The 23,594-nt window shown below is 73.3% G+C and carries 20 protein-coding genes; 5 read left to right on the top strand and 15 right to left on the bottom strand.

Annotated elements, in window-relative coordinates; all coding sequences use genetic code 11:
• The first annotated feature begins 274 nt into the window (after nt 1-274).
• Entirely contained in the window at nt 275-1,402 is a 1,128-nt protein-coding gene (locus tag ABEA10_RS15545) for a diaminopropionate ammonia-lyase (protein ID WP_345463834.1), read from the top strand.
• Between the two features lie 52 nt (nt 1,403-1,454).
• Here the strand turns inward: ABEA10_RS15545 and ABEA10_RS15540 are convergent, their stop codons facing one another.
• The 15 genes from ABEA10_RS15540 to ABEA10_RS15470 all read right to left on the bottom strand — a co-directional run bounded on the left by ABEA10_RS15540 (nt 1,455) and on the right by ABEA10_RS15470 (nt 17,188).
• Nucleotides 1,455-2,285 (bottom strand): IclR family transcriptional regulator, encoded by an 831-nt coding sequence (locus ABEA10_RS15540; protein ID WP_345463831.1) that lies wholly within the window; start codon nt 2,283-2,285, stop codon nt 1,455-1,457.
• A gap of 84 nt (nt 2,286-2,369) precedes the next feature.
• A complete protein-coding gene (locus ABEA10_RS15535) occupies nt 2,370-3,686 on the bottom strand; it encodes an MmgE/PrpD family protein (RefSeq protein ID WP_345463828.1) in 1,317 nt (438 codons plus the stop codon).
• A complete protein-coding gene (locus ABEA10_RS15530) occupies nt 3,683-5,119 on the bottom strand; it encodes a dihydroorotase (protein ID WP_329238098.1) in 1,437 nt (478 codons plus the stop codon). The genes ABEA10_RS15535 and ABEA10_RS15530 overlap by 4 nt, the downstream gene beginning before the upstream one ends.
• 76 nt (nt 5,120-5,195) lie before the next feature.
• On the bottom strand, nt 5,196-6,062 hold the full coding sequence (locus tag ABEA10_RS15525; RefSeq protein ID WP_345463823.1) for an iron-sulfur cluster-binding protein: 867 nt from the start codon (nt 6,060-6,062) through the stop codon (nt 5,196-5,198).
• Nucleotides 6,059-7,468 (bottom strand): Zn-dependent hydrolase, encoded by a 1,410-nt coding sequence (locus tag ABEA10_RS15520; RefSeq protein WP_345463820.1) that lies wholly within the window; start codon nt 7,466-7,468, stop codon nt 6,059-6,061. Before ABEA10_RS15520 ends, ABEA10_RS15525 begins: the two co-directional genes overlap by 4 nt.
• Nucleotides 7,465-7,875 carry a hypothetical protein gene (locus tag ABEA10_RS15515; protein ID WP_345463817.1) on the bottom strand — a complete coding sequence of 137 codons (411 nt, stop codon included), beginning with the start codon at nt 7,873-7,875 and terminating at the stop codon, nt 7,465-7,467. The genes ABEA10_RS15520 and ABEA10_RS15515 overlap by 4 nt, the downstream gene beginning before the upstream one ends.
• Nucleotides 7,872-8,492, bottom strand: a complete 621-nt coding sequence (gene pyrE / locus ABEA10_RS15510) for an orotate phosphoribosyltransferase (protein WP_345463814.1) — start codon at nt 8,490-8,492, stop codon at nt 7,872-7,874. Before pyrE ends, ABEA10_RS15515 begins: the two co-directional genes overlap by 4 nt.
• A 70-nt stretch (nt 8,493-8,562) precedes the next feature.
• A complete protein-coding gene (locus tag ABEA10_RS15505) occupies nt 8,563-9,822 on the bottom strand; it encodes an MFS transporter (protein WP_345463811.1) in 1,260 nt (419 codons plus the stop codon).
• The gene (locus tag ABEA10_RS15500) at nt 9,819-10,793 is read right to left on the bottom strand and encodes a dihydroorotate dehydrogenase (RefSeq protein ID WP_345463808.1); all 975 of its coding nucleotides are present in this window, start codon (nt 10,791-10,793) and stop codon (nt 9,819-9,821) included. The genes ABEA10_RS15505 and ABEA10_RS15500 overlap by 4 nt, the downstream gene beginning before the upstream one ends.
• A 439-nt stretch (nt 10,794-11,232) precedes the next feature.
• On the bottom strand, nt 11,233-12,174 hold the full coding sequence (locus tag ABEA10_RS15495; protein ID WP_345463805.1) for a 1-phosphofructokinase family hexose kinase: 942 nt from the start codon (nt 12,172-12,174) through the stop codon (nt 11,233-11,235).
• A complete protein-coding gene (locus ABEA10_RS15490) occupies nt 12,171-12,971 on the bottom strand; it encodes a DeoR/GlpR family DNA-binding transcription regulator (RefSeq protein WP_345463802.1) in 801 nt (266 codons plus the stop codon). Before ABEA10_RS15490 ends, ABEA10_RS15495 begins: the two co-directional genes overlap by 4 nt.
• Before the next feature lie 41 nt (nt 12,972-13,012).
• The gene (locus ABEA10_RS15485; protein WP_345463799.1) at nt 13,013-13,996 is read right to left on the bottom strand and encodes an ABC transporter substrate-binding protein; all 984 of its coding nucleotides are present in this window, start codon (nt 13,994-13,996) and stop codon (nt 13,013-13,015) included.
• Nucleotides 13,997-14,031: 35 nt separating this feature from the next.
• Nucleotides 14,032-15,060 (bottom strand): ABC transporter permease, encoded by a 1,029-nt coding sequence (locus ABEA10_RS15480; RefSeq protein WP_345463796.1) that lies wholly within the window; start codon nt 15,058-15,060, stop codon nt 14,032-14,034.
• Nucleotides 15,057-15,821, bottom strand: coding sequence for an ATP-binding cassette domain-containing protein (locus ABEA10_RS15475; RefSeq protein ID WP_345463793.1), 765 nt, complete (start codon nt 15,819-15,821; stop codon nt 15,057-15,059). The genes ABEA10_RS15480 and ABEA10_RS15475 overlap by 4 nt, the downstream gene beginning before the upstream one ends.
• Entirely contained in the window at nt 15,818-17,188 is a 1,371-nt protein-coding gene (locus ABEA10_RS15470; RefSeq protein ID WP_345463790.1) for an FGGY-family carbohydrate kinase, read from the bottom strand. Before ABEA10_RS15470 ends, ABEA10_RS15475 begins: the two co-directional genes overlap by 4 nt.
• 118 nt (nt 17,189-17,306) lie before the next feature.
• Between ABEA10_RS15470 and ABEA10_RS15465 the strand changes: the two genes are divergently transcribed.
• The 4 genes from ABEA10_RS15465 (at nt 17,307) to ABEA10_RS15450 (ending at nt 23,549) form a co-directional block, all read left to right on the top strand.
• The gene (locus ABEA10_RS15465) at nt 17,307-18,143 is read left to right on the top strand and encodes a class II fructose-bisphosphate aldolase (protein ID WP_345463787.1); all 837 of its coding nucleotides are present in this window, start codon (nt 17,307-17,309) and stop codon (nt 18,141-18,143) included.
• A 161-nt stretch (nt 18,144-18,304) separates the two neighbouring features.
• A complete protein-coding gene (locus tag ABEA10_RS15460; protein ID WP_345463784.1) occupies nt 18,305-19,660 on the top strand; it encodes a 6-phospho-beta-glucosidase in 1,356 nt (451 codons plus the stop codon).
• On the top strand, nt 19,660-22,758 hold the full coding sequence (locus ABEA10_RS15455; RefSeq protein ID WP_345463781.1) for an alpha-mannosidase: 3,099 nt from the start codon (nt 19,660-19,662) through the stop codon (nt 22,756-22,758). Before ABEA10_RS15460 ends, ABEA10_RS15455 begins: the two co-directional genes overlap by 1 nt.
• Nucleotides 22,755-23,549 (top strand): endonuclease/exonuclease/phosphatase family protein, encoded by a 795-nt coding sequence (locus tag ABEA10_RS15450; protein ID WP_345463778.1) that lies wholly within the window; start codon nt 22,755-22,757, stop codon nt 23,547-23,549. Before ABEA10_RS15455 ends, ABEA10_RS15450 begins: the two co-directional genes overlap by 4 nt.
• Nucleotides 23,550-23,594 lie beyond the last annotated feature (45 nt).

Genomic DNA, 23,594 nt, shown 5'->3' with positions numbered 1-23,594 from the left:
GTCGTGCGTACGGCGATACCGGTCCGGCGCCGACCGGCTCGGCCCTCTGCCGTGCGCCGGACCGTACGAATGATCGCCAAGTTTGGCAGACTCCCGCGTGCGGCCGGGTTCCGAGGTCGCCCGGTCTCCTCCGGGCCGATGCGCGGCGGAGCCCGGATCAGTACGTACGGCCAAACCCGCGGCGTGGAGTTGGGAGCCGGAGACGAAGATTCGGCGGCGCCGAGCCATCACGCTGTCGGCAGTGCCGATGAGCGATGTCGATGGAGGTATTCCCGTGCCGGACCGGGTCTCGATGAACGCGCGCTGGGCCGGGCGCGAGGTGAGCGGCCCGGCGCCGCACGCCGCCGACGTCGAGGCGTTCCACGACTCGCTGCCCGGGTTCGAGGCCACGCTCCTGGTCGAGGTGCCCCGGCTGGCCGCCGGCCTGGGGGTCGGGCGGCTCTTCGTCAAGCACGAGCGCGAGCGCCTCGGTCTGCCGTCATTCAAGATCGTCGGGGCGGCGTGGGCGGTGCACCGCGCGATCGCCGAGCGGCTCGGCACGGCCCTGCCGCCGCGGTTCGACGCGACGCTGGCCGCGGCGCGGTCGCTGCCGTCCGGCACGACGCTCACGACCGCGACCGACGGGAACCACGGGCGGGCCATCGCGCACATGGCGTCCCTGCTCGGGCTCGGCTGCCGGGTCTTCGTCCCGTTCCGGCTGTCGGAGGAACGGATCGCGGCGATCGAGGACGAGGGAGCGGACATCGTGGTCGTCGGCGGCTCCTACGACGACGCCGTCCGCCGATCCGCCGCCGACGCGCGCCTGCACGCGGACCGGCTGCTCGTCTCCGACACCTCCTGGCCCGGATACGAGACGATCCCCGCGGCCATCGTGGAGGGGTACGGGACGATCTTCCGCGAGGCCCGTGCCCAGCTCGGGGAGGCGGCCGGTGAGGCGGCCGGGTTCACGCTGGCTCTGGTGCCCGCGGGCGTGGGCTCGTTCGCCGCGGCCGCCGTCCAGAGCCTGGCCGCCGGCGGCTGTGACGTCGTCACGGCCGAGCCCCTGGGAGCCGACTGCGTCCGGCGGTCGCTGGCCGCGGAACGGCCGGTCACGGTTCCGGGCCCGCACGAGTCGATCATGGCGGGGCTCAACTGCGGCGAGGTGTCGCACGTCGCGTGGCCGGTGCTGCGGCGCGGCCTGCGCGCCGCCGTGGCGGTCTCCGACGACGAGGTGAGGGACGCGATGCGACGGCTCGCGGCGGAGGGCATCGCGTCGAGCGAGAGCGGCGCGGCCGGCCTCGCGGGCCTGGCCGTACTCCTGCGGGAGAAGGCGTTCCCGCACGCCGGCGAGGGCACGGTCCTGGTGGTCGGCACCGAGGGCGTGACGGACCTCGACGCGTACCGCGCGGCCGTCGCCGGGTGAGGGACCCGCTCGCGCTCCTCCGCCTCGCGACGCGACGCCTGGACGCCGCTCGCTACGGACGGGGACTTTCGGACAGGCCCTGGATGTCGTCGAGGACCGGAGGTTCGCCGGCCATGGCCGGTTCGCTCTCCTGGTCCGCGTAGCCCAGGTCGGCGCTCATCGAGCGCGCGGCCTCGAAGACGAGTTCGCGGTAGCTGTCGCGATGATGCGGTTCGGTGATGCGGTGGCCGGGGCCGGCGAGCGTGACCGATGCGACGACCCGGCCGGTCGAGGCGCGGACCGGCACGGAGATGGCCCACACGCCGCGGTCGAGTTCGTCGTCGCAGACGTCGTAGCCGCGGGCGCGGATGAGCGTGAGCAGGCCCATCAGCTCGTCCGGGTCGGTCACCGTGCCCGCCGTGTACGCCGGCAGCTCGCGGCCGGTCAGCAGCCTGCGCGCCTGCTCGGGGGGCAGGTGCGCGAGCAGCGTCCGCGCCGACGCCGCGGCGTGCAGCGGCATCTCCTGGCCGATCCGTACGAACATCCGCAGCGCGTGGGACGACTCGACCAGGGAGACGCACACCGCGCGATCGCCGACGAGTTCGGTGAGGAAGACCGTCTCGCCGCTGTCCTCGGCGGCCTTGGCCAGGGCCGGATGTGAGGGGACGAGCAGCGAGTGGTGACGGGCGTTCTCGTCATTGAGCTGCCGCGCGGCGGGGCCGAGGAAGAAGTGCCGGTTGGACGGCGACCGGGAGATGAACTTCTCGCCTTCGAGCACGGCGAGCAGCCGATGCATGCTTCCCTGCGGCACGCCGAGTTCCCGGGAGAGCGTGGCCAGCGGCAGGCCTTCGGGATGCGCCGCCAGCGTCTTCAGAACCGACAGCGCGCGCGTGACGGGTTGCATGATCTTCTCCTTCCCCGGAGAGAGAGTAGCCCCCGCCGATGCGGCCGGCATCGACGAGGCCGGGCCGCGCGAGACCTGCCCGAGTCATGTACGGGTGACGGCGTCAAGGACATGCCGGACCTTCCGCGACGAGTGACCGCCGGTCAGCAGATCCCAGACCTCGGCGGGGCGGCCGCTCAGCCGCAGGAACTTGTTGCGCACCGCGTCCGGGCCGACGGGGTTTCCCGGATGCCCGAGAGCGTCGTCGACGTGCGCGGTGCGGACCGGGCCGTCGGCCGGCGTCAGGCGGACGGTGGCCGGGGCGTACTCCGGCCAGGCCGCCGTGGCCTCCGGGTCCTCCGCCACGGTCACCTTCGCGGCCAGTTCCAGGGCTTCGGCGTCGGGCCGGTCGAAGCGCGCGGGATCCGCGTCGCCGCGCAGGAGCGCCACCGCGACCGCGTACGGGATGGAGAAGCGCCGCGACAGGTCGTTGCCGGCCGGCTGGGCCGCCGTCTTCATGCTGTTGGCGTTCACCGTCACGTGGACCGATGCGACCGACGTGGGGGAGACCGGCGCCAGGGAGAGCGCGGCCTCGACCGCCGAATGCGTGATCGCGCACGCCGAGTACAGCTTGATGTAGCCGCCGGTGATGCGGGTGCCGACCTCTCCCAGGTCCACCTCGGTCCGGTCGCCGGCCAGACCGTCGAAGGCGGTCTCCAGCGCGGTGCCGGCCCCGCGGTACCCGGCGTGGACGAGCCGCCGCGCGAGCAGGCCCGCCGCCGCGGCGTGCCCGGCCCAGGAGTTCCGGACGTTCGCGCCCTCCAGGCACGGCGCCCACGTGGTGAGCAGCGGGATCGTGGTCGCGGCGCGCGCCGCGGGCAGCGGGTCGTCGCCCGCGAGCAGCGCGACGGCCACGGCCGCACCGGCCGCGCCCAGGTGGCCGTGCGGATGCGTCGGAGGCCGCAGCCGGATGCCGGCGAACAGCCCGGCGGCCACCTCGTAACCCGCGACGAACGCGGTCAGCAGTTCGTCCCAGTCGCGGTCCAGCGCCTCCGCGGCGGCGAGCGCCGCGGGCAGGACGTGCGCCGCCGGATGCCCCGTCGGCCGCATGCCCTCGTCGAGTTCGAGCGCGCAGGTCGCGGTCGCGTTCACGTAGGCGGCGCGGTCGGGCGCGCCCCAGCCGCCGCCGGCCGTCATGAACCGCGCGGCCGGCCCGGAGCCCGGCTGGGCGCGCGCCCAGGGCCCGGTCAGCGGATCGCCGGAGACCAGGGCCACCGCCTCCGGGCGCCGGCCGCCCGCCAGCATGACGCCGAGCGTGTCGGCGGCGAGCAGCGCCGCGTGCCGCCGCACGTCCGCGGACGGTCCGCGCTCGGCCAGCCCGCGGGCGGCCTCCACCAGGTCGTCGAGCAGTGGTCCGCTCACGCGACCCGCGCCCCCGTGCGCGCGGCCTCGGCGGCACGCGTCGCGGCGTGGTCGGCCCGTACGAACCGGCCGTGGCGTTCGCCCACGGGCTCGCCGTCGCTCATGGAGAGGCGCCCGCCCAGGACGCTGCCCGTGATGACGCCCTTCAGGGGAGTGCCGTCCCAGGTGCTCACCGGGTTCAGCGCGTGCAGCCGGTCGTTGCGCACGGCACCCTCGGCGGCCGGGTCGACGATCGTCAGGTCCGCGTCCGCTCCGGGGCGGATGACGCCCTTGCGCGGCCACAGGCCGTACAGCCGCGCGGTGCCGCTGGACAGCACCTCCGAAAGCCGCCCCGGCGTCAGCCGGCCCCGGGACATGGCGTCGACGAGCAGCGGCGCCAGCGTCTCGATGCCGACGCCCCCGGCCGGTGCGGCGCCGAACCCGAGGTTCTTCTCCTCGAGGGTGTGCGGCGCGTGGTCGGAGCCGACCGAGCAGATCGTCCCGTCGTTGATCGCGGCCCACAGGGCGTCCTGGTCGTCGGCCTCGCGCACCGGCGGGTACACCTTCATGAGCGGCCCGAGGCGCTCGGCGTCGGCGTCGGTCAGGGTGAGGTACTGCGGGCACGTCTCGGCGGTGATCGGCGCACCGAGCTCGCGCGCCTTCCGTACCGTGTCGGCGCCCATCCGCGAGGCCATGTGCACCACGTGGAAGCGGCAGCCGGTGGCGCGGGCGAACTGGGCGCCGACCGCGATCGAGGCGGCCTCGGCGACGGCCGGTCGCGCGGCCAGCAGGTCGGCGTAGGTCTCGATCGGGTGGCCGAGGCGTTCGGCCGACTCGGCCAGGACGTGGCGGTCCTCGCAGTGCGCGGCGAGCACGCCGCCGGTCGCCGCGACGGCGCGGAAGAGTTCGAGGACCTCGCCGTTCTCCGGCGGCAGCAGCAGGTTCTCCGGCGGCTCGTCGGCGAAGTTGTAGACCAGGCCCTTGGTCTCGCGGTGCAGCGCGTAGCCCCAGAACAGCTTGACCGCCACCGCGCCCGCCTCGAACATCCGCGCGATCTCGTCGGCGTTGTCCGGTCCCAGGGCCAGGCCCCACAGGCCGAAGTCGACCCAGGTGCGCGGCTCGTGCTCGGCACGCCGCGCGTGGAAGGTCGCGAGGTCGGCCACGGCCGGGATCGCGTTCGGCATCTCCAGGACGGTCGTGATACCGCCGCACAGGGCGCCGAGCGTGGAGTGCTCGAACGTCTCCTTGTGCGTCGAACCGGGATCGCGGCTGTGCACGTGGGGGTCGATGAAACCGGGGAAGACGAGCCGGCCGCGCGCCTCGACGACCTCGTCGGACGCGACCGGGGTGCCCGTGTCCAGCAGCTCCTGGATCCGGCCGTCCACGCACAGGATGTCGGCGTCGACCAGACCGCTCTCGGTGACCACGGTGCCGTTGCGGACCAGTAGCTTCAAAACGAACTCCTCTTTCGAACGAACGTCGGCCGCGATGGGCCGGGTGGATGTCGGCGGTGAGCGGGCCCGGGCGGCCCTACGCCGGAGGCAGCCCGAAGACCGGGCCGTCGCGGCAGACGAGCGGCGCCTCGGACGACGCCGTACGGTCACCGGTCGAGCAGCCGTGGCAGTAGCCCAGGCCGCAGGCCATGTGCGCCTCCAGGGCGACCTGGACCTCGGCGCCCCAGATCCCGGCCAGCCGCTGTGCCAGCGCCTCCAGCCGGGCCGAGCCGCACGCCGCGATCAACGCCGGAGGGGCGCCGTCGAGCAGCGCGCGCAGCCGTAGTCCCAGCCGGCCGGGATCGGACGACCCGTCGGTGTCGTTCACCGGCAGGCAGCGGACGCCGCGCGCCGCGTACAGCTCCGGGCCGATGACCGCGCCGGGGTGGCGGCCGGACGCGACCGCGGTCAGCGTCGTGCCGGCGGCCGGCCGCAGGGTGAGCGAGGTCAGAGAGCACGTGCCGATACCGCGTCCGAGCAGCAGCAGGTCGCCCGCCGGCTGGTCGAAGCCCCGGCCGAGCGGGCCGACCAGGCCGATGTGCTCGCCCGTCGTGAAGGTGGTGAGCGCGCGGGTGCCCGCGCCGACGACCGAGTAGACGACGTCGACGCGGCCGGTGCCCGGATCGGCGTCGTACACGGCCATCGGCCGCGGCAGCACCGGGCCCTCGCGGACGTCGCGGGTGACCGTCAGCATGACGAACTGGCCGGGCAGGAACGTCGTCGCGACCTGCGGGGCCTCGACGGTCAGCCGCCAGTACCGGTCGGTGAGGTGCCGGTTGGCGACGACGGGCGCGTCGACGCTGACGGGGCGCGGGCGCCGGTTGTCCGGGAGTACCGTCAGCGCGCCTCCGGACGCCATGCCGCTCGTCGCGGCCCGCCCGACCGGCGGCGTGACCGTGCTCATCGCCGGCCCGCCAGCTCGGTCAGGTCGCGGTCCAGCCGGAGCAGCCCGGCGGCCAGCACCTGGACGCCCGTCGCGATCTCGTCGGGTGCCGTCCATTCTTCGGGGACGTGCGACAGGCCGGCCCGGCTCGGCACGAAGACCATCCCCGCCGGAGTGATCCGATTGATCATCTGTGCGTCGTGGCTCGCGCCCGACGTCATGACGCGGTAGCTGACGTCGAGCTCACTCGCCGCGGTGGTGATGAACCGCCGCACCCAGACGGGAAGCACGACCGGCGAGGTGTCGGCCAGCAGGCGGACGTCGAGGCGCACGCGGCGACGGTCGCAGACGGCCTGGACGCGCCGTACGATCTCGGCGGCGGTGAGCCGCTGCCGGTCCGCGTCGATGTCGCGGACGTCGACGCTCAACGTCACCCGGCCCGGGATCGTGGTGATCGATCCGGGGTAGACCTCCAGCCGCCCCACGGTCGCGCGCGTACCGCGATGCCGGGTGTCCAGCGCGAGCTCCTCGGCGATCAGCACGGCCTCGCTCGCCGCCGCGAGCGCGTCGGACCGGCCGCGCATCGGCGTGCCGCCGGTGTGCGACGCCTGCCCGTCGAGCGTCAGCTCCAGCCGTGTCGAGCCGGAGATGAGATCGACCGCGCCGACGCTGATCTGACCGCGTTCGAGGACGCTGCCCTGCTCGACGTGGAGTTCGAGGAAGGCCGCCCAGTCCTGCGGGCGCCAGGGGTTCGCGACGGCCCGCGCCGGGTCGAAGCCCAGCGCGCTCATCGCGTCGGCGACGGAGACGCCGTCCCGGTCGCGCCGGCTGTTCAGCTCGGCGACCGAGGACAGCCCGGCGGCCAGCTTCGACCCGAGACAGGCCTGGCCGAACCGGGCGCCCTCCTCGCCGGCGAAGGCGACGAACTTCAGCGGGTGCTCGGTCTCGATCTTCGCCTCGGCCAGCAGCCGGGCGACCTCGACGGCCGCGACGACCCCGGTGATCCCGTCGAAACGGCCGCCGTTGTAGACGGAGTCCAGGTGGCTGCCGGTGCCGAGGGCGGGCGCGTCGGCGCGGCGTCCCGGCCGGGTGGCGATCGTGTTGCCCGCGGGGTCGACGGTCACGGTGCATCCCGCGGCACGCATCCACGAGGCGAACAGCTCGTGCGCCTGCCGTTCCAGCGGCGAGTACGCGAGCCGTGTCACGCCGGGGCCGCCCTCACTCAGCCCGGCCAGCTCCTCCAGGGCGTCGGCGATCCGCGGCGCGCTCGCCGGCAGCGGTCCGGAGGCGCCGCCGGCCCCCGCCGGCGGCGCGTCCGGCCCGCGCCGTGGCGAGGCACCGCGCTTGGAACGGCCGGCCGCACCGGCCGTGGGCGAATCCGCTCGGGTGCGGCCGGTGGCCGCACGCGTTTCGGAGGTGACGCTCATGCCTCCTCCGCGGTGACGACCGCCACCCCTTCGGCCTTGGTACCGGCGACTTCGACTCGGCCGTGCGCGGTCGCCACCGCCGCCACCCGGGCCTTCGCGTGATCGACGACGCCGGCGAGGCCGGCCACGGCCGTCGGCGAGTCGAGGGACTCGGCGACGAGGACGACGGTCGCGCCGTCGGGAAGCGCGTACTCCAGCGCCACGATGCCCTCGATCTCGTTGGCGAGGAGGAGGTCGGCCCCGAGCTCGCGCGCGACGACGTGCGCCAGGACGACGTCCTCACTGGTGTCCCAGCAGACGACGAAGGCCGGCTCGTGCGGGCGCAGCCGCTCGGCGAGGGCCGCGCCGACCCGTTCCGTGCGCTTCGGGTCGCGAAGTGACGACGGGGTCGCGGACGTGGAATTCATGGACGGTTCTCCTTCGGATCGTCGGCGCTCGCCCTGACGTTGAGCAGTTCGGAGAGGCGGAACAGAGGGTCGAACCGGTATCCGGCGGCCGCGATCGCCGCGCCGCCGCCCTGCTCGCGGTCGACCACGGCCATGATCGTGCTGACCTTCGCACCGGCGGCCGTGACCGTGCTCGCGGCGGCGAGTGCCTGGCTCGCGGTGGTCACGACGTCCTCGATCAGGACCACCTGCTCTCCGGCGTGGAGCTCGCCCTCCAGGCGGGTCACCGTGCCGTACTTCTTGCGTGCCTTCCGCACCACGACGAACGGCGTCCCGGTCTCCAGCGACAGGGCCGTCGTCAGGGGCACCGCGCCGAGCTCCGGGCCGGCGATACGGTCGACGTCGGCCGGCAGCCGTTCGGCGAGCAGGCTCGCCAGCCGCCGGAGCACCGTCGGTTTGGTGTTGAAGAGGTACTTGTCGAAGTAGAAGTCGCTGGCCTGCCCGGATGAGAGCACGTAGTCACCGCGCAGGTACGCGGCCGCCACGACGTCGCGGGCCAGCTCGGTTCGCCGGTCGCCGGGGTCCTGGAAGACCTCCGGGCCGCCCGACGCGAGCGCCTCACGAAGCGACACCGTCATGCTATCGCCCTGTCCTTTCTCGTGACCTGTCTCGTGACCTGCCGGCAACGGGGCCGCTCGGGAGTACGCATCAGGCGAGCTCGGCCCCCTTGCGCTCGGGGATGACCAGCAGCGCGATCATCGCCAGGACGTAGATGCCGGCGAGCGTGCTGATGGCGAACGGGAAGCCGTGCGCCGTCTCGACCGCCGCGATGATGAGCGGCGCGAAGCCGGCGACGCCGCGGCCCAGGTTCCAGAGCACGTTCTGCGCGGTGGCGCGCGCCTCGGTCGGGTAGAGCTCGGCGAGCAGGGCGCCGAAGCCCCCCATCGCGCCGTTGATGAAGGCACCCATGACGAGGCCGCCGAACAGGAGCGCGGTGCTGGACGACAGGTTCGCGTAGACCAGGACGGCGACGATGGCACCGATCTCGAAGACGAAGAAGCTCTTGCGGCGGCCGACCGTGTCGCACATCTTGCCGAAGATGAAGACGCCGATGATCATCCCGACCACCGTGACGGCGGTCCAGGCCACGGACTTGTTGAACGAGCTGCCCACCGAGCGGGACAGGTACGTGGGCATCCAGGTGATCACGCCGTAGTACCCGAAGTTCTGCACCGAGGTCAGGACCAGCAGCCCGATCGTGGTCCGGGTGGTGCGCACATCGGCGAAGAGCTTGCGCACCGGGAAGTCGGTCTTCGCCTTCTCCGCCTTGAGCTTGGTGAACATGTCGGGCTCGTGCAGCCGCCGGCGCAGAAGGTAGGCGATGATCGCCGGGAAGATCCCGACCACGAACAGCAGCCGCCACCCGCCGATCGGGATCAGGATCGCGGCCGCCGCCGAGGCCAGCAGCGTGCCGCCCTGCCAGCCGTTGGCGACCCAGGCGGTCGCGCGTGCGCGCTTCTTCGCCGGCCACGCCTCGGCGGCGAGCGTCATGCCGATGCCGAACTCACCCCCCAGGCCGATCCCGGCGAGCACGCGGAAGGCGAGCAGCGACTCGTAGTTCCAGGCGGCGGCCGACAGCCCCGTGAAGACGGCGAAGATGAGGATCGACCAGGTCAGCACCCGGACGCGGCCGAGGTAGTCGGACAGGATGCCGAAGACGACGCCACCGACGACGGCCCCGACCAGGGTGAACGTGGACAGGCTGCCGGCCTGGGTGTCGGACAGGTGGAACGTCGCGCTGATCGCCGTGAGCGCGAACCCGATGATGAGCAGGTCGAACCCGTCCATCGCGTATCCGACGGCGGCGCCGATGACGGCCTGGATTCCGTACCGGCTCGGCTTCTCGTCGGCCGCCGCCGTACGGCTGGTGGGGGGATCGGCCATTGCGTGGTGGTCGACGTCGGTCAAGGCGTGGTCCTTTCTGGGGAAGGACGGGCGTCCGACCGGAGCGTGCCGATGAGCTCGGTGACTCGGGAGACGCCCAGCTCGTCGAGGACGCGCGGGAGGTCCGCGATGATCTCGGTCATGATCTGGGGGCGGGTGAAGGTCGCGGTGCCCACCTGCACGGCGCTCGCGCCGGCGACCAGGTACTCGGCGACGTCGTGGGCGCTGGTGATGCCGCCGCAGCCGACGATGGGGACGTCGACCGCCTCGGCGACCTGCCAGACCATGCGCAGGATGAGGGGTTTGGCCGCCGGGCCCGACCACCCGCCGACACCGTTGCCGATCACCGGCCGGCGACGGTGCAGGTCGATGGCCATTCCGACGAACGTGTTCGCGACGACGACGGCGTCGGCCCCACCGCGTACGGCGGCCTGGGCCAGCTCCACGACGGACGCGACGTTGGGCGTCAGCTTGACCAGTAGCGGAAGGTCGGTCACCTCGCGCACTCCGGCGACGGTCCGGGTGACGGCGGCCGGGTCGGCGCCGAGCTCGACGCCTCCCGCCTCCAGGTTCGGGCAGGAGACGTTCAGCTCGAAGGCGGCGGCGGGGACGCCGGTGAGATCCTCGGCCACCCGGCGGTAGTCGGCCTCCGCGAGCCCGCCGAGGCTGATGACCAGGGGGACACCGCAGTCCAGCAGGGCGGGCAGGGTCTCGGCCCGCCAACGCGTCGCACCGATCGACGGGATGCCCACCGAGTTGAGCATCCCGTTCCGCGTCTCGGTGATCCGGTGCGCCGGGTTGCCGGACCGTACGTCGCTGAACACCGTCTTCGTGACGGCCGCCCCGAGCCGGTCGACCGGCATGACCGAGGCGAGCTCGGGGCCGAAGCAGCCGGACGCGGGCAGGACCGGGTTGCGCAGCGTCAGGGGACCCAGACGTGTCACCAGCCGTTCCGCCGCGGTCGGGCCCGGGCCGTCGAGTGACACTTCTTGCATGGCTTCCGTCAAACCGAAGGACCCCTTCCGTGAGGTGACCAATGATTGGTGAGCTCACGGGATTGAGTCAAGAGTTCCCCGGCATCTACTTCGTTCAGGTTGAAGAGACGCTTCCGCTGTACGGAACTGGTGACGCTGATACTCATGGCGCAGGCGCAGGCGCAGGCGCAGGCGCGTGGCTGGGCGCGGGCGCGCTGGAGCGGTCCGGGGCGCCAGGCTCCGGGCGTGGGGCGTCGAGTTGGGGCGCCGGGCGCGGAGCACCGGACGCCGTGCATCGTTCGGGTGCCGGGCACCGGTCCGGGCGTGGGGCGCCGGGCGCTTGAACGGTCCGGGCGCGGGCGTCGGGCGTGCCGGGTGCTGGGGCGGCGTGCCGCCGTGCCGCGCTGTCACGTCCGCCCCGCCGGCCTGAGCCCGAGGTCAGGGGGCGCGTCGGCGAGCGTCAGGAATGGCGGAGGCGCCGCCGTACGTCCAGGCGGTCGTGCAGGGTGACGTCCGCGGTGGTGTCGGTGCCGTCGGCGGTCAGTACGGTGCCCGGCTGCCGTACGGCGGCGGCGGACCAGCCGAGCGCCGTCCGCAGCGCCTCGGGCCCGCGTGCGCCGGCGGCCAGGAAGCCGGCGAGCAGCGCGTCACCGGCGCCCACGGTGCTTCGGGGATCGGCGACGTAGGCCTCCCCGTGCACGACCTCGTTCTTTTCCACGAGTACCGCGCCGTCCGGGCCGAGGCTGGCCAGGACGGTTCCGGCGCCGAGTTCCCGGAGACGGCGGGCGGCGGTCAGGGCGTCCCCGAGGGTCTCGATGGCGCGGCCGGCCGCTTCGGCGAGTTCGTCGGCGTTCGGCTTGATGAGGTCCGGGCCGGCGGGCAGCGCCGCGGCGAGGGGCGCCCCTGAACTGTCCACCGCGATGCGCGCCGGCGTGTGCCGGGCCGCGCCGACCAGCTCGGCGTAGAAGCCGGGTCCGGCACCGACCGGCAGGCTGCCGCACCCGACGAGCCACTCGGCCCGCTCGCCGGCGCCGATCGCCGCCTCGACCAGCGCCTTCAGCTCCGCGTCGGACAGGCGCGGGCCGGGCTCGTTCACCTTGGTGACCGTGCCGTCGGGCTCCAGGACGCTGATGTTGCTGCGCACTTCGCCGGCGATCGGCACGGTGACGTACTCCAGGCCCCGTTCGCGCAGCATCGCCTCCAGGCGGGCGCCCTCGGCCCCGCCGACGGGGACCACCGCGCGGCTCGCGTACCCGTGGGCGTTCAGCGCCAGGGACACGTTGACGCCCTTGCCGCTCGGCTCGCTCCAGCTGGTGCTCGCCCGCACTACCTCGCCGTGGCTCAGGTGGCCCACGGCGAGTGTCCGGTCGACGCTCGGGTTGGGGGTGACTGTCACGATCATGCGCGTTTCACTTCTACTCCCACGTCCTCGAACCGGCGGACGTCCGCGTCGGACAGGCCGGTGTCGGTGATCAGCAGGTCGATGTCGGAAAGGTCGCCGTACTTGTAGAGGCTGATGTGGCCGACCTTGCTGTGGTCGGCGAGCAGCACCCGGCGGCGCGCGGCGCCCAGCATGAGGCGCTTCACCGTCGCCTCGGACTCGTCCGGAGTCCGCAGGCCGTCCTCCACGGTGAACCCGTTGGAGCCGAGGAAGGCGACGTCCACCCGGATCTCCGACAGCGCGCGGATCGCCCAGTTGTCGACCTCGGCGAACGTACGGCTGCGCACCCGGCCGCCCAGGGTGTGGACGGTGAGCCGCGGACGCGTCGCCAGCGTCATGGCGATCGTCAGGGCGCTGGTGAAGACGGCCAGGTCGCGGTCGCCGGGCATCAGCTCGGCGAGGCAGGCGGTCGTCGACCCGGCGTCGATGAGCACCGCGCCCTCGCTCGGCACCTCGGCCAGCGCCGCCCCCGCGATCCGCCGCTTCTCCTCGGTGTACTCGGTGCGCGCCGCGACCGCCGGTTCGAACGACAGGTCCTCCACGGCCACCGCACCGCCGTGCACGCGGTGCAGCAGGCCCTGGCGTTCCAGCTCGCTGAGGTCCTTGCGGATCGTCTCCGTCGAGACGGAGAGCCGCTCCGCCATGTCCGTGACGTCGATGCGCCCCGCGCTGCGCAGCGTCTGCAGCAGGATCTGCTGACGCTGCGCGGCGTACGGAGGACGGCCGGATCGGCGTACGCGATCGCTCGATGCCACCATCGGTCCCTTCTTCATGGTGCACGGGGGCGCGGCGCGACCCCCTAGCAGGACGTCTTGTAGGCGGCCTGCTGACCTGCCGGTTTCGACAGGTCATCCTGGGTGATCGTGGTGGTGCTTGTCCCGATTTTGGCGGTGGGCTTCTTTCCCGTCAGCGACGCGACGAGCTGGTCGACCGCCTGCGTGCCGATCTGGTACGGCTGCTGGGCCACGAGCGCCTGGACGTCACCGCGCTTGAGCTGCTGCATCTGCACCGGCCCGGCGTCGAAGCCGACCGTCTTGACGGTGCCCTGCTTGCCCGCGTTGCGCAGACCCGTCGCCGCGCCCTCGGCGGCGAACTGGTTGGTGGCGAACACGCCCTTCAGGTCGGGGTTGGCCGACAGCGTGGCGGAGATGATCGAGGCGGCCTTGGCCGGGCTGTTGTCGTTGATCTGCGCGCCGAGGTACTTGATGCCGGAGTACTTCTTGATCTCCTGCTCGAAGCCGTGCTGACGGTCGTCCGAGGTGGAGGCGCCCGCCTTGAACGCGATCACCAGCACCTTGCCCTTCTGGCCGATGAGCTTGGCCAGGGCGTCCGCCGCCGCGGCGCCGGCCACCAGGTTGTCGGTCGAGACGCTGGACGAGGCGATGCCGTCCTTGGCCAGCGTGGTGTCGACCAGGCCGATCTTGATGCCGGCCTGCTTGGCCTGGAGCAGCGGCGGCACCATCGCCTTGGCGTCGGTCGGGGCGATCAGGATCCCGGCCGGCTTCTTGGCGACGACGGCGTTGACGATCGGGGTCTGCAGCGACGCGTCGAACTGCTGCGGCGCCTGCATGTCGACCTTCAGGCCGTTCTTGGCCGCTTCGGCCTGGATGCCGCACTGCATGGTGATGTAGAAGCTGTCGCCGGAGACACCGGGGACGAAGGAGATCGTCTTCCCCTTGATGTCGCCGGTCGACCCGCCGCCGCCTCCGCTGTTCCCGCTGCTGCAGGCGGCCAGCCCGAGGGCGAGCGCCGCCGCCACTCCGAGCACCTTCGTGGTGTGCATCGTTCCTCCGTGAGATTCCGAATGAGGGGAGCTGCCTAGGGCCGTTGTCGGGCGGCCCGTCGCATCTGGTCGAGGTAGACGGCGGCGATGAGGACGACGCCGACCGCGACCTGCTGCCAGAACGCCTGGACGCCGAGGACGACGAACCCGTTCTGCAGCACGGTCGGGATGAAGACGCCGATGACCGTGCCGATCATGGTTCCGCGACCGCCGAACAGGCTCGTACCGCCGATGACCACGGCCGCGATGGTGGACAGGTTGTCGGTCGCGTGACCGCCGAGGGTCGTGGTGGCGAACCGCGCCAGCGACAGGTACCCGGCCAGGCCCGCCAGGAGCCCCGCGACCGCGTACACCTTGATCAGATGGCGGGCGGAGGCGACACCGGTGCGGCGCAGCGCCTCGGCGTTGGAGCCGGCGGCGTACGTGTACCGGCCGAACCTGGTCTGCGACAGGATGACGCCGCCGACGACGGCCACGGCCAGGGCGATGACCACCAGCCACGGCACCCCGGCCACCTTGCCGGAGCCGACGCTGAGCACCAGGTTGAACGGCACGTCGCGGACGTCCACGCCATTGGTGATGAGCAGCGCGGCGCCCTGGGAGGCGCCCATCGTGCCGAGCGTGACGATGAGCGCCGGGATGCGCGCCTTGGCGACCAGCACCCCGTTGATCAGGCCCCACGCCAGCCCGGCCACGAGCCCGGCGGCCAGGCTGAGGAGCAGCACGCCGACCGACTGGCCCCCGAGCGCGGCCATGATCTTGGCGGAGATGACGCCCGCGAAGACCAGCACGCCGCTCACGGACAGGTCGATTCCGGCGGTGAGGATGACGTACGTCCCGCCGACCGCGAGGACGAGCAGCACCGACGCGTCCGAGGCGATGTTGACGATGTTCGCCGTGGTCGGGAACGCGTGCGGGCGCAGGATCGAGAAGGCCGCGCACAGGATCACGAGCGCGCCGAAGATGCGCACGGTCTCGCCGTGGCGCACGCGGTCACCGAGGGAACGCCAGGCCGACGCCGGCGCCGGTCCCTGCGTCGTGGTGCTGGAGTCGACGGTCGTCATGCGGCACGCTCCTCTGTGGTTCCGCTGGTCATCGCCGCGACGAGGTCGTCGACGGTGGCGTCGGCCGCGGTGAACCGCGCCACCCGGGCGCCGAGCCGCAGCACCTCGACCCGGTCCGCGACCTCCAGGACCTGCGGCATGTTGTGGCTGATCAACACGACCGCGATCCCCTCGTCCCGGACCCGGCGGACCAGCTGGAGGACCTGTTCGGTCTGGACGACGCCGAGCGCCGCGGTCGGTTCGTCCATGAAGATCACGCGGCTGGCCCACATCGCGGCCCGCGCCACCGCGACGCTCTGCCGCTGCCCGCCGGACAGCGCGGCGACCGGGGCGGTGGCGTCCTTCAGCCGTACGCCGAGGCGGGCCATCTCGTTCGCGGTGTCGCGGGCCATCGCGCGTTTGTCGAGGAAGCCCAGGCGGCCGAGCAGCCCCGACCGGAAGATCTCGCGGCCGAGGAAGAGGTTGGCCGCCGGGTCCAGGTCGGCGGCGAGCGCCAGGTCCTGGTAGACGGTCTCGATGCCGAGGTCGCGGGCGGCGTGCGGGCTGGGCATCGAGACCGGCCCGCCGTCGACCAGGATCTGCCCCTCATCCGGCTGGTCGGCCCCGGACAGGATCTTGACCAGCGTGCTCTTGCCCGCGCCGTTGTCGCCGATCAGGGCCACGATCTCGCCCTCGTGCACCGTGAAGTCGGCGCCGCGCAACGCGTGGACCTGCCCGAAGCTCTTCTGGATGCCGCGGGCCTCAAGCAGCGGCTCACTCATGAACTCTCCTCGCCTGGGGTTCTCATCGGGGGGACCGGACTGGTGATGGGGGCGCGCACGCCCGCCGCTTGACCGGCCAGCAGCGCCGCGCCCCGTGCGCCCGCCTGTATCGCCGTGCTCCGCCGGGCGCCCCCGAAGGCCCGGCGGCGCAGCTCGACCATCGCCTCGCTGTGCGCCCATCCGCCGGTCATCACCACTTGCCCGTACGGGCCCGCGGCGGCCGACATGATCTGCTGCAGGCGTTCCAGCTCGGCGGTCGCCTGATCCAGCGCGGCCCGCCAGACGGCCGCCGGCGTTCCGTCGCGCCCGGCGCCGGAGATGGTCGCGGTGCCGTCGTCGGCGAGCCGGACGCGCAGCGGACCCGGATCCGTCTCCAGGGCCGCGCGGTCCAGCTCCGGCAGGTCGGCGCGCTCCCGGCCGAGCAGCCGCAGAACGTGTTGCAGCAGCAGGCCGCCGCGCGTGGCGCCGAGGACGGACAGCCGGCCGGGCAGGGCGTGCCAGCCCACGGTCACCCCGTGCCGGGTGAGCTCGACGACCGCGGGTTCGGGCAGCGGCGCCGGCACGGTGCGCACGAGCGCCTCGGCGGTGCCGCACGAGTCGAGGACGTCGCCGTCTCCGGTGGCGGCGGCGCCGACGGCGGCCGCCTGGTGGTCGTGCCCGGCGACGGTGAGCACGGCGCCGGCGAGCCGGTCGCCGGCCCGGTCCGGGGCGGCCCGGCCGAGCGGCGTCCCGGCCTGCACCAGCGGCGGGAGCAGTGACCGGTCCGCGCCCGCCCACTCCAGCGTCGGCTCCCACCACGTCCGGTCGCGCAGGTGCAGCCAGCCCGTGCGCGAGGCGAGGGAGTACTCCGACGCCTGCTCGCCGCCCAGCGCGTACACCACCCACTCCCCGACGTTCAGCCGCCGCACGGCCCGCTCGATCCGGGTGTCGTGCTCGCGCATCCAGCGGTGCTTGGTGAGCGACCACTGGGTGCCGAGCGGCAGGCCCGTCGCCGCCGCGAACTCCTCCTCGCCGAGGTCGTCGGCCAGCCGTGCGGCCTGCTCGCGGTCGCGGCCGTCGTGCCAGGCGATGAGCGGCGCGACCGGCCGGCCGTCCGGCCCGAGCAGCACCCCGGACTCGGCCATGCCGGCCACGCCCAGGCCGATGACCTGGCCTTCCGGTGCCCGCGCCAGCGCCTCGGCGAGGGCGGCACGTACCGTGGAGAGCACCTGCCCGGGGTCGGTCTCGGTCCCGAGAGCCGTCCCGACGGACACGGTGCGCCAGGCGAGCGGAGCGCTTCCGTGGGCGAGCTCCTGGCCTTCGGCCGTACAGACGGCGGCCTTGACGGAACTGGTCCCCACATCGAGGCCAACCAGCAGGTCAGGCACGGTGAGCCACCAATCGAAGTTGCGTTTCATCCTGGTTAATTCGGGATCACATGGTTATAGTTGGGATTCGTTGGAATCGTCAACCCCCAGTTCAGAGCTCTTTTTCGATGGAGGGCGTGTGTCCCTGACCGGTACCGGCGAGCTGGTCGCCGCCGCGTGCGACGCCGGCCGCGGCGTCGGAGCGTTCAACGTGATCACCGTTGAGCACGCCGAGGGCATCGTGGCCGGCGGGGAGCTGGCCGGCGCACCGGTGATCCTGCAGATCAGTCAGAACGCGGTCCGTTACCACGACGGCCGGGTCGAGCCGCTCGCGGCGGCCTGCGCCCGGCTCGCCGAGACCGCCGGCGTCCCGGTCGCCCTGCACCTCGACCACGTCGACGACCTGGACCTGCTGCACCGCGCGGCGGACGCGGGCTTCGGTTCGGTGATGTACGACGCGTCGCGGCTCGGCTACGCCGACAACGTCGCCGCCACCCGGTCGGCCGCCGACTGGGCCCATGCCAACGGCCTCTGGCTCGAGGCCGAACTGGGCGAGGTCGGCGGCAAGGACGGCGTGCACTCGCCGACCGCGCGTACGAAGCCGGCCGAGGCCGCGGAGTACGTCTCCGCCACCGGCGTCGACGCCCTCGCCGTCGCGGTCGGCAGCTCGCACGCGATGACCGTCAAGGCCGCGCGCCTCGACATCGACCTGGTCGGCGAGATCCGCGCCGCCGTGCCGGTCCCGCTCGTGCTGCACGGCTCCAGCGGCGTCCTGGACGAGGACCTGCGGCAGGCCGTCGCCGCCGGTCTCACCAAGGTCAACGTGGGCACCCAGCTCAACGTCGCCTTCACCGCCGCCGTGCGCGACGCACTCGCCGACCCGGGCCTGACCGATCCCCGCAAGTACCTCCGGCCCGCGCGCGACGGAGTGGCCGCCGCGGTCGCCGGCATTCTCCGCACCATCTCCGGCGGGTGACCCGGCCCCGGAGCCGGGAGAGGCGTTGATCCTTTACGTGTAGTCAGGTTCTAATGTCCGGGAGATGAGGAGCGCCGGCCGAACTCCAGGACACAGACCGCCGTGCGCGGCGACGAGGACCGGTCGCACGCGCGCTACCGTGCTCGCATGGTGATCCGAGCATGAGGCTGACCATCCTGGGCGGAGGCGGATTCCGCGTGCCGCTCGTCTACCGGGCCCTCCTGGCCGACCAGGGCAAGGGACGCGTCACCGAGGTGGTCCTGCACGACCTCGATCCGGCGCGCACCGCGGTGATCGGCCGGGTGCTGGCGGATCAGGCCGCCGGGGTCCCGGACCCTCCGTCGGTGACGGCGACCACCGACCTCGACGAGGCCCTGACCGGCACCGACTTCGTCTTCTCCGCCATCCGCGTCGGCGGCACGGAGGGGCGGGTCGCCGACGAGCGCATCGCCCTGGAGGAAGGCGTCCTGGGCCAGGAGACGGTCGGCGCGGGCGGCATCGCGTACGGCCTGCGCACCGTCCCGGTCGCGGTGCGGATCGCCCGGCGGGTCGCCGCGGTCGCGCCGGACGCCTGGGTCATCAACTTCACCAACCCGGCGGGCCTGGTGACCGAGGCGATGTCCCGGCACCTCGGCGACCGGGTGATCGGCATCTGCGACTCACCGGTCGGGCTCGGCCGGCGCGTCGCCGCCGCGCTCGGCGTCGACCCGGCGAGCGCCTGGTTCGACTACGCGGGCCTCAACCACCTCGGCTGGCTGCGCGCCGTCCGCGTCGGCGGGCGCGATGTGCTGCCGGACCTGCTGGCGGACGAGGCGGCGCTGACCTCCTTCGAGGAGGGCCGGCTGTTCGGCGCCGAGTGGCTGCGCGCGATCGGCGCGATCCCGAATGAGTACCTGCACTACTACGACTTCAACCGCGACGCGGTCGCGGCGATGCGCGCCGCGGAGCGCAGCCGCGGCGCGCTCGTGCTCGAGCAGCAGTGCGACTTCTACGCGCGCCCCGCGGGCGGTCCGGGCTCCGCGCTGGAAGCGTGGGAGGCCACGCGGCGGGCGCGCGAGTCCACCTACATGGCCGAGAACCGCGAGGCCGCGGGCGCCGGTGAGCGTGCGGCCAGCGACCTGGAGTCGGGGGGATACGAGAAGGTCGCGCTGGCGCTCATGCGCGCGATCGCCCACGACGAGCGCACCACCCTGATCCTCAACGTGCGCAACCGCGGTGCCCTCGCCGGTCTCGACGACGACGCGGTGGTCGAGGTGCCCTGCTTCGTCGACGGCAACGGCGCCCGGCCGGTCACCGCCGACCCCCTCACGGGCCACGCGCTGGGCCTGGTCACCACGATCAAGGCGGTCGAGCGCGCGGTGCTGGCGGCCGCCACCACCGGCTCGCGGGCCGCCGCGCTGCGCGCGCTGGCGACCCATCCGCTGGTCGACTCGGTCGCGGTGGCGCGACGGCTCCTCGAACGCTACGAGACGGACTCTCCTCATCTCGGGTACCTACGCGGGAAGGCGGATCGCTGATGCACGACGATCGCAGGCAGGTCGAGGACCGGCTGGACCGGGTGGTGCGCGAACGCCTCGCGCCCGCGACGTACGCCGAGCGGCTGCCGATGACGGCCGAGGTCTGGCACGTTCCAGGCGAGCCGGTGCCGGTCGCCGAGGCCCTCGCCGCCGCGTACACCCCGTTCGCGCCCGGCGACCGCTGGGGCCGCGCCTGGGCGACGAGCTGGCTGCGGGCCACCGCGACCGTGCCGGCGGAGTGGGCGGGCCGCCGCGTCGAGGCCGTCTTCGACCTGGGGTTCACCGGCCGCGGGCCGGGCTTTCAGGCCGAGGGGCTCGTGCACGACCTCGACGGCCGGCCGATCAAGGGCATCGAGCCGCTGAACCAGTACGTCCCGGTCGGCGACGCCGTGACCGGTGGGGAAGAGGTCGGCCTGCTCGTCGAGATGGCCGCCAACCCCGACATCCTCGGCGACGGGTTCGTCCCGACGCCCCTGGGCGACCTGGCGACCGCCGGCGACGAGCCGCTCTACCGGTTCGGCGGCGCCGACCTCGCCGTGCTCGACGAGGACGTCTGGCACCTGCGGCTCGACGTCGAGGTGCTGTCGGAGCTGATGCACGAGCTGTCCACGGACGACCCGCGCCGCCACGAGATCCTGCGCGCGCTCGAACACATGCTGGACGAGCTGGACATCCACGATGTCGCCGGCACGGCCGCGCGGGCGCGCGCGACGCTGACCGAGGTGCTCTCCCGGCGCGCGCACGCGAGCGCGCACACCATCTCCGCCACGGGCCACGCACACATCGACAGCGCCTGGCTGTGGCCGATCCGCGAGACCCAGCGCAAGACCGCGCGGACCTTCGCCAACGTCACCGCGCTCGCCGGTGACTACCCCGAGCTGGTGTTCTCCTGCTCGCAGGCGCAGCAGTACGCCTGGGTGCGCGACCGCTACCCGGAGATCTTCCAGCGGATGCGCGACGCCACCAAGGCCGGGCAGTGGGCGCCCGTCGGCGGCATGTGGGTGGAGGCCGACGGCAACCTGCCGGGCGGGGAGGCGCTGGCCCGCCAGCTCATCCACGGCAAGCGGTTCTTCCTGGAGGAGTTCGGAGTCGAGACCCGGGGGGTGTGGCTGCCCGACTCGTTCGGCTACACCGCGGCGTACCCGCAGCTCGCCGTGCTGGCCGGCAACGAGTGGTTCCTCACCCAGAAGATCTCCTGGAACCAGACGAACAAGTTCCCCCACCACACGTTCTGGTGGGAGGGCATCGACGGCACGCGCATCTTCACCCACTTCCCGCCCGCCGACACCTACAACGGCACGTTCGCCGGCGCCGAGCTGGCCCACGCGGTGCGCAACTACGCCGACAAGGGCGGCGGCACCCGCTCGCTCCTGCCGTTCGGCCACGGCGACGGTGGTGGCGGCCCCACCCGGGAGATGCTGGAGAAGGCCCGGCGGCTGCGCGACCTCGAAGGATCGCCCAAGGTCGTGGTGGAGAACCCGGACGCGTTCTTCGCCGCCGCCCGTGCGGAGTACCCCGACGCGGCGGTCTGGACGGGCGAGCTGTACCTGGAGCTGCACCGCGCCACGTACACCACCCAGGCGCGGACGAAGGCGGGCAACCGCCGCAGCGAGCACCTGCTGCGCGAGGCGGAGCTGTGGGCGGCCACCGCCGCGCTGACCGCCGGCTTCGACTACCCGTACGAGGACCTGGACCGGCTGTGGAAGACCGTGCTGCTGCACCAGTTCCACGACATCCTGCCGGGCTCCTCGATCGCCTGGGTGCACCGGGAGGCGGAGGCCACCTACGCGCGGGTGCACGCCGAGCTGGAGGAGATCACGCGTGCCGCGACGGCCGCGCTGGCGGGGGAGAACGGTCCCGGGCGGGTGTTCAACACGAGCCCGCGGGCGCGCGCGGAGGTCGTGACCGTACCCGCGGAGCTCGCCCCGGACACCGGCGCCCAGCCCCTCGCCGATGGGTCGGTGGCGGTGTTCACCGAGGTCCCGGGCTCGGGGGCGGCGCCGCTCGGCGCCTCGGCACCGCCCGAGCCGGTCACGGTGGACGGGCGCCTCCTCGACAACGGTCTCGTCCGGGTGGAGGTCGACGCGGACGGCCTGCTGGCCTCCGTACGCGACCTCGTGGCCGATCGTGAGCTGCTCGCATCCGGTGCCCGCGGCAACCTGCTCCAGCTGCACACCGACCTGCCCAACCACTGGGACGCCTGGGACGTCGACCGGCACTACCGGCGGCGGCACACCGACCTGACCGACGCCGACTCCGTGACCGTGGTGGACGAGGGACCGCTGGTCGCCTCCGTGCGCGTGGACCGCTCGTTCGGCGACTCCCGGATCACCCAGACGATCACGGTGACCGCCGGCAGCCCCGCCGTGCGGATCGACACCGAGATCGACTGGCACGAGCGGGAGAAGATCCTCAAGCTGGCGTTCCCGCTCGACGTGCACGCCGACCGGTCCGCGGCCGAGATCCAGTTCGGCCACGTGTACCGGCCGACGCACACCAACACGAGCTGGGACTCGGCCCGGTTCGAGATCTCCTGCCACCGCTGGATCCACCTCGCCGAGGCCGGCTACGGCATCGCCCTGGCCAACGACGCCACGTACGGCCACGACGTCACCCGCACGACCCGCGAGGACGGCGGTACGACGACGACCGCGCGCTACAGCCTCGTACGCGCGCCGCGCAGTCCCGACCCCGAGGCCGACCAGGGCCGGCACCGCATGTCGCACACCCTGTTGCCCGGCGCGACCGTCGCCGGCGCGGTGGCGGGCGGGTACGCGCTCAACCTGCCCCTGCGGGTGAGCGCCGGCGGGTCCGGACCGGCGCCGCTGGTGTCCGTCGAGGGCGACGCGGCCTCCGTCGAAGCGGTCAAGCTGGCCGACGACCGGTCCGGCGACGTCGTCGTGCGCGTGTACGAGTCCCTCGGCGGGCGGGCGAGTACGCGGCTGCACACGTCGTTCCCGGTCGCCTCGGTGGAGGTCACCGACCTGCTGGAGCGGCCGCTGCCGGACCGGCCGGTGGCGCTCGACGGCGACGGGAGCGTCCCGCTCACCCTGCGCCCGTTCCAGGTGCTGACCCTGCGGCTGCGCCCGGCCGGATGACGACCGTACGCGTCGCGACGCTCAACCTCTGGGGCCGGCGCGGCCCCTGGAAGGACCGGCTCGGCCTGATCCAGGCCGAGCTGGCCCGGCTCTCGCCGGCCCTCGTCGGCCTGCAGGAGGTGATGCGCGACGAACGGTCGGGTTCGTGCCAGGCCGCGGCGATCGCCGCCGGGCTCGGGTACGAGGTCGCGTACGCGCCCGCCGCGCGGTTCGACGAAGGCGTTTTGGGCAACGCGCTGCTCAGCGGGCTGCCGATCCGCGAGCAGCGCGTCCTGCCGCTGCCCACCCCGCCGGGCGCCGAGGAGCGGGCGCTGCTGTACGCTGCCGTCGAGTCGGCCGCCGGCCTGCTCCCGGTGTTCGTCACTCACCTGGACTGGCAGGGCGATCACGGAGCGGCACGCCTCGCGCAGGTCCGGTTCATCGCCGCGCGGGCCGCCGAGCTCACCGGCGACCTGCCACCGGTGATCATGGGCGACTTCAACGCCGAGCCGGACGCCGACGAGATCCGCTACCTGCGGGGCCTGCACGTGGTGGACGGGGAGAGCGTGTGCTTCGCGGACGCGTGGATCCACGGCGGCGACGGGTCGGCGGGGGAGACGTTCTCCCGCGTCAACGACTACGCCCGCCGGGCCCGCGAGCCGTCGCGGCGTATCGACTACATCTTCACCGGCCGTACGGGCCTGCTCGGCGAGCCGCGCCACACCGAACTCGCCTTCGCCACGCCTACCGCAGGCGTGTGGCCCTCGGATCACTTCGGCCTGGTCAGCGACGTCGTCATAGCGGCGGACTAATATTCGCGTTGACTTATATAAGCGGATGCCGATAGCGTGACCGCC

Origin of the sequence: Actinoallomurus oryzae, assembly GCF_039541955.1 — a bacterium.
Lineage (GTDB): Bacteria > Actinomycetota > Actinomycetes > Streptosporangiales > Streptosporangiaceae > Actinoallomurus > Actinoallomurus oryzae.
The sequence above is the reverse complement of the archived record's forward strand: the minus strand, read 5'-3'. Positions and strand labels throughout refer to the sequence as shown.

Excerpts from the sequence above, each read along its gene's own strand:
- ABEA10_RS15540 (WP_345463831.1), bottom strand. The coding sequence starts at position 2,285 with ATGCAACCCGTCACGCGCGCGCTGTCGGTTCTGAAGACGCTGGCGGCG.
- ABEA10_RS15525 (WP_345463823.1), bottom strand. The coding sequence starts at position 6,062 with ATGAGCACGGTCACGCCGCCGGTCGGGCGGGCCGCGACGAGCGGCATG.
- ABEA10_RS15520 (WP_345463820.1), bottom strand. The coding sequence starts at position 7,468 with ATGAGCGTCACCTCCGAAACGCGTGCGGCCACCGGCCGCACCCGAGCG.
- ABEA10_RS15515 (WP_345463817.1), bottom strand. The coding sequence starts at position 7,875 with ATGAATTCCACGTCCGCGACCCCGTCGTCACTTCGCGACCCGAAGCGC.
- pyrE (WP_345463814.1), bottom strand. The coding sequence starts at position 8,492 with ATGACGGTGTCGCTTCGTGAGGCGCTCGCGTCGGGCGGCCCGGAGGTC.
- ABEA10_RS15500 (WP_345463808.1), bottom strand. The coding sequence starts at position 10,793 with ATGCAAGAAGTGTCACTCGACGGCCCGGGCCCGACCGCGGCGGAACGG.
- ABEA10_RS15495 (WP_345463805.1), bottom strand. The coding sequence starts at position 12,174 with ATGATCGTGACAGTCACCCCCAACCCGAGCGTCGACCGGACACTCGCC.
- ABEA10_RS15490 (WP_345463802.1), bottom strand. The coding sequence starts at position 12,971 with ATGGTGGCATCGAGCGATCGCGTACGCCGATCCGGCCGTCCTCCGTAC.
- ABEA10_RS15485 (WP_345463799.1), bottom strand. The coding sequence starts at position 13,996 with ATGCACACCACGAAGGTGCTCGGAGTGGCGGCGGCGCTCGCCCTCGGG.
- ABEA10_RS15480 (WP_345463796.1), bottom strand. The coding sequence starts at position 15,060 with ATGACGACCGTCGACTCCAGCACCACGACGCAGGGACCGGCGCCGGCG.
- ABEA10_RS15475 (WP_345463793.1), bottom strand. The coding sequence starts at position 15,821 with ATGAGTGAGCCGCTGCTTGAGGCCCGCGGCATCCAGAAGAGCTTCGGG.
- ABEA10_RS15460 (WP_345463784.1), top strand. The coding sequence starts at position 18,305 with ATGAGGCTGACCATCCTGGGCGGAGGCGGATTCCGCGTGCCGCTCGTC.
- ABEA10_RS15455 (WP_345463781.1), top strand. The coding sequence starts at position 19,660 with ATGCACGACGATCGCAGGCAGGTCGAGGACCGGCTGGACCGGGTGGTG.
- ABEA10_RS15450 (WP_345463778.1), top strand. The coding sequence starts at position 22,755 with ATGACGACCGTACGCGTCGCGACGCTCAACCTCTGGGGCCGGCGCGGC.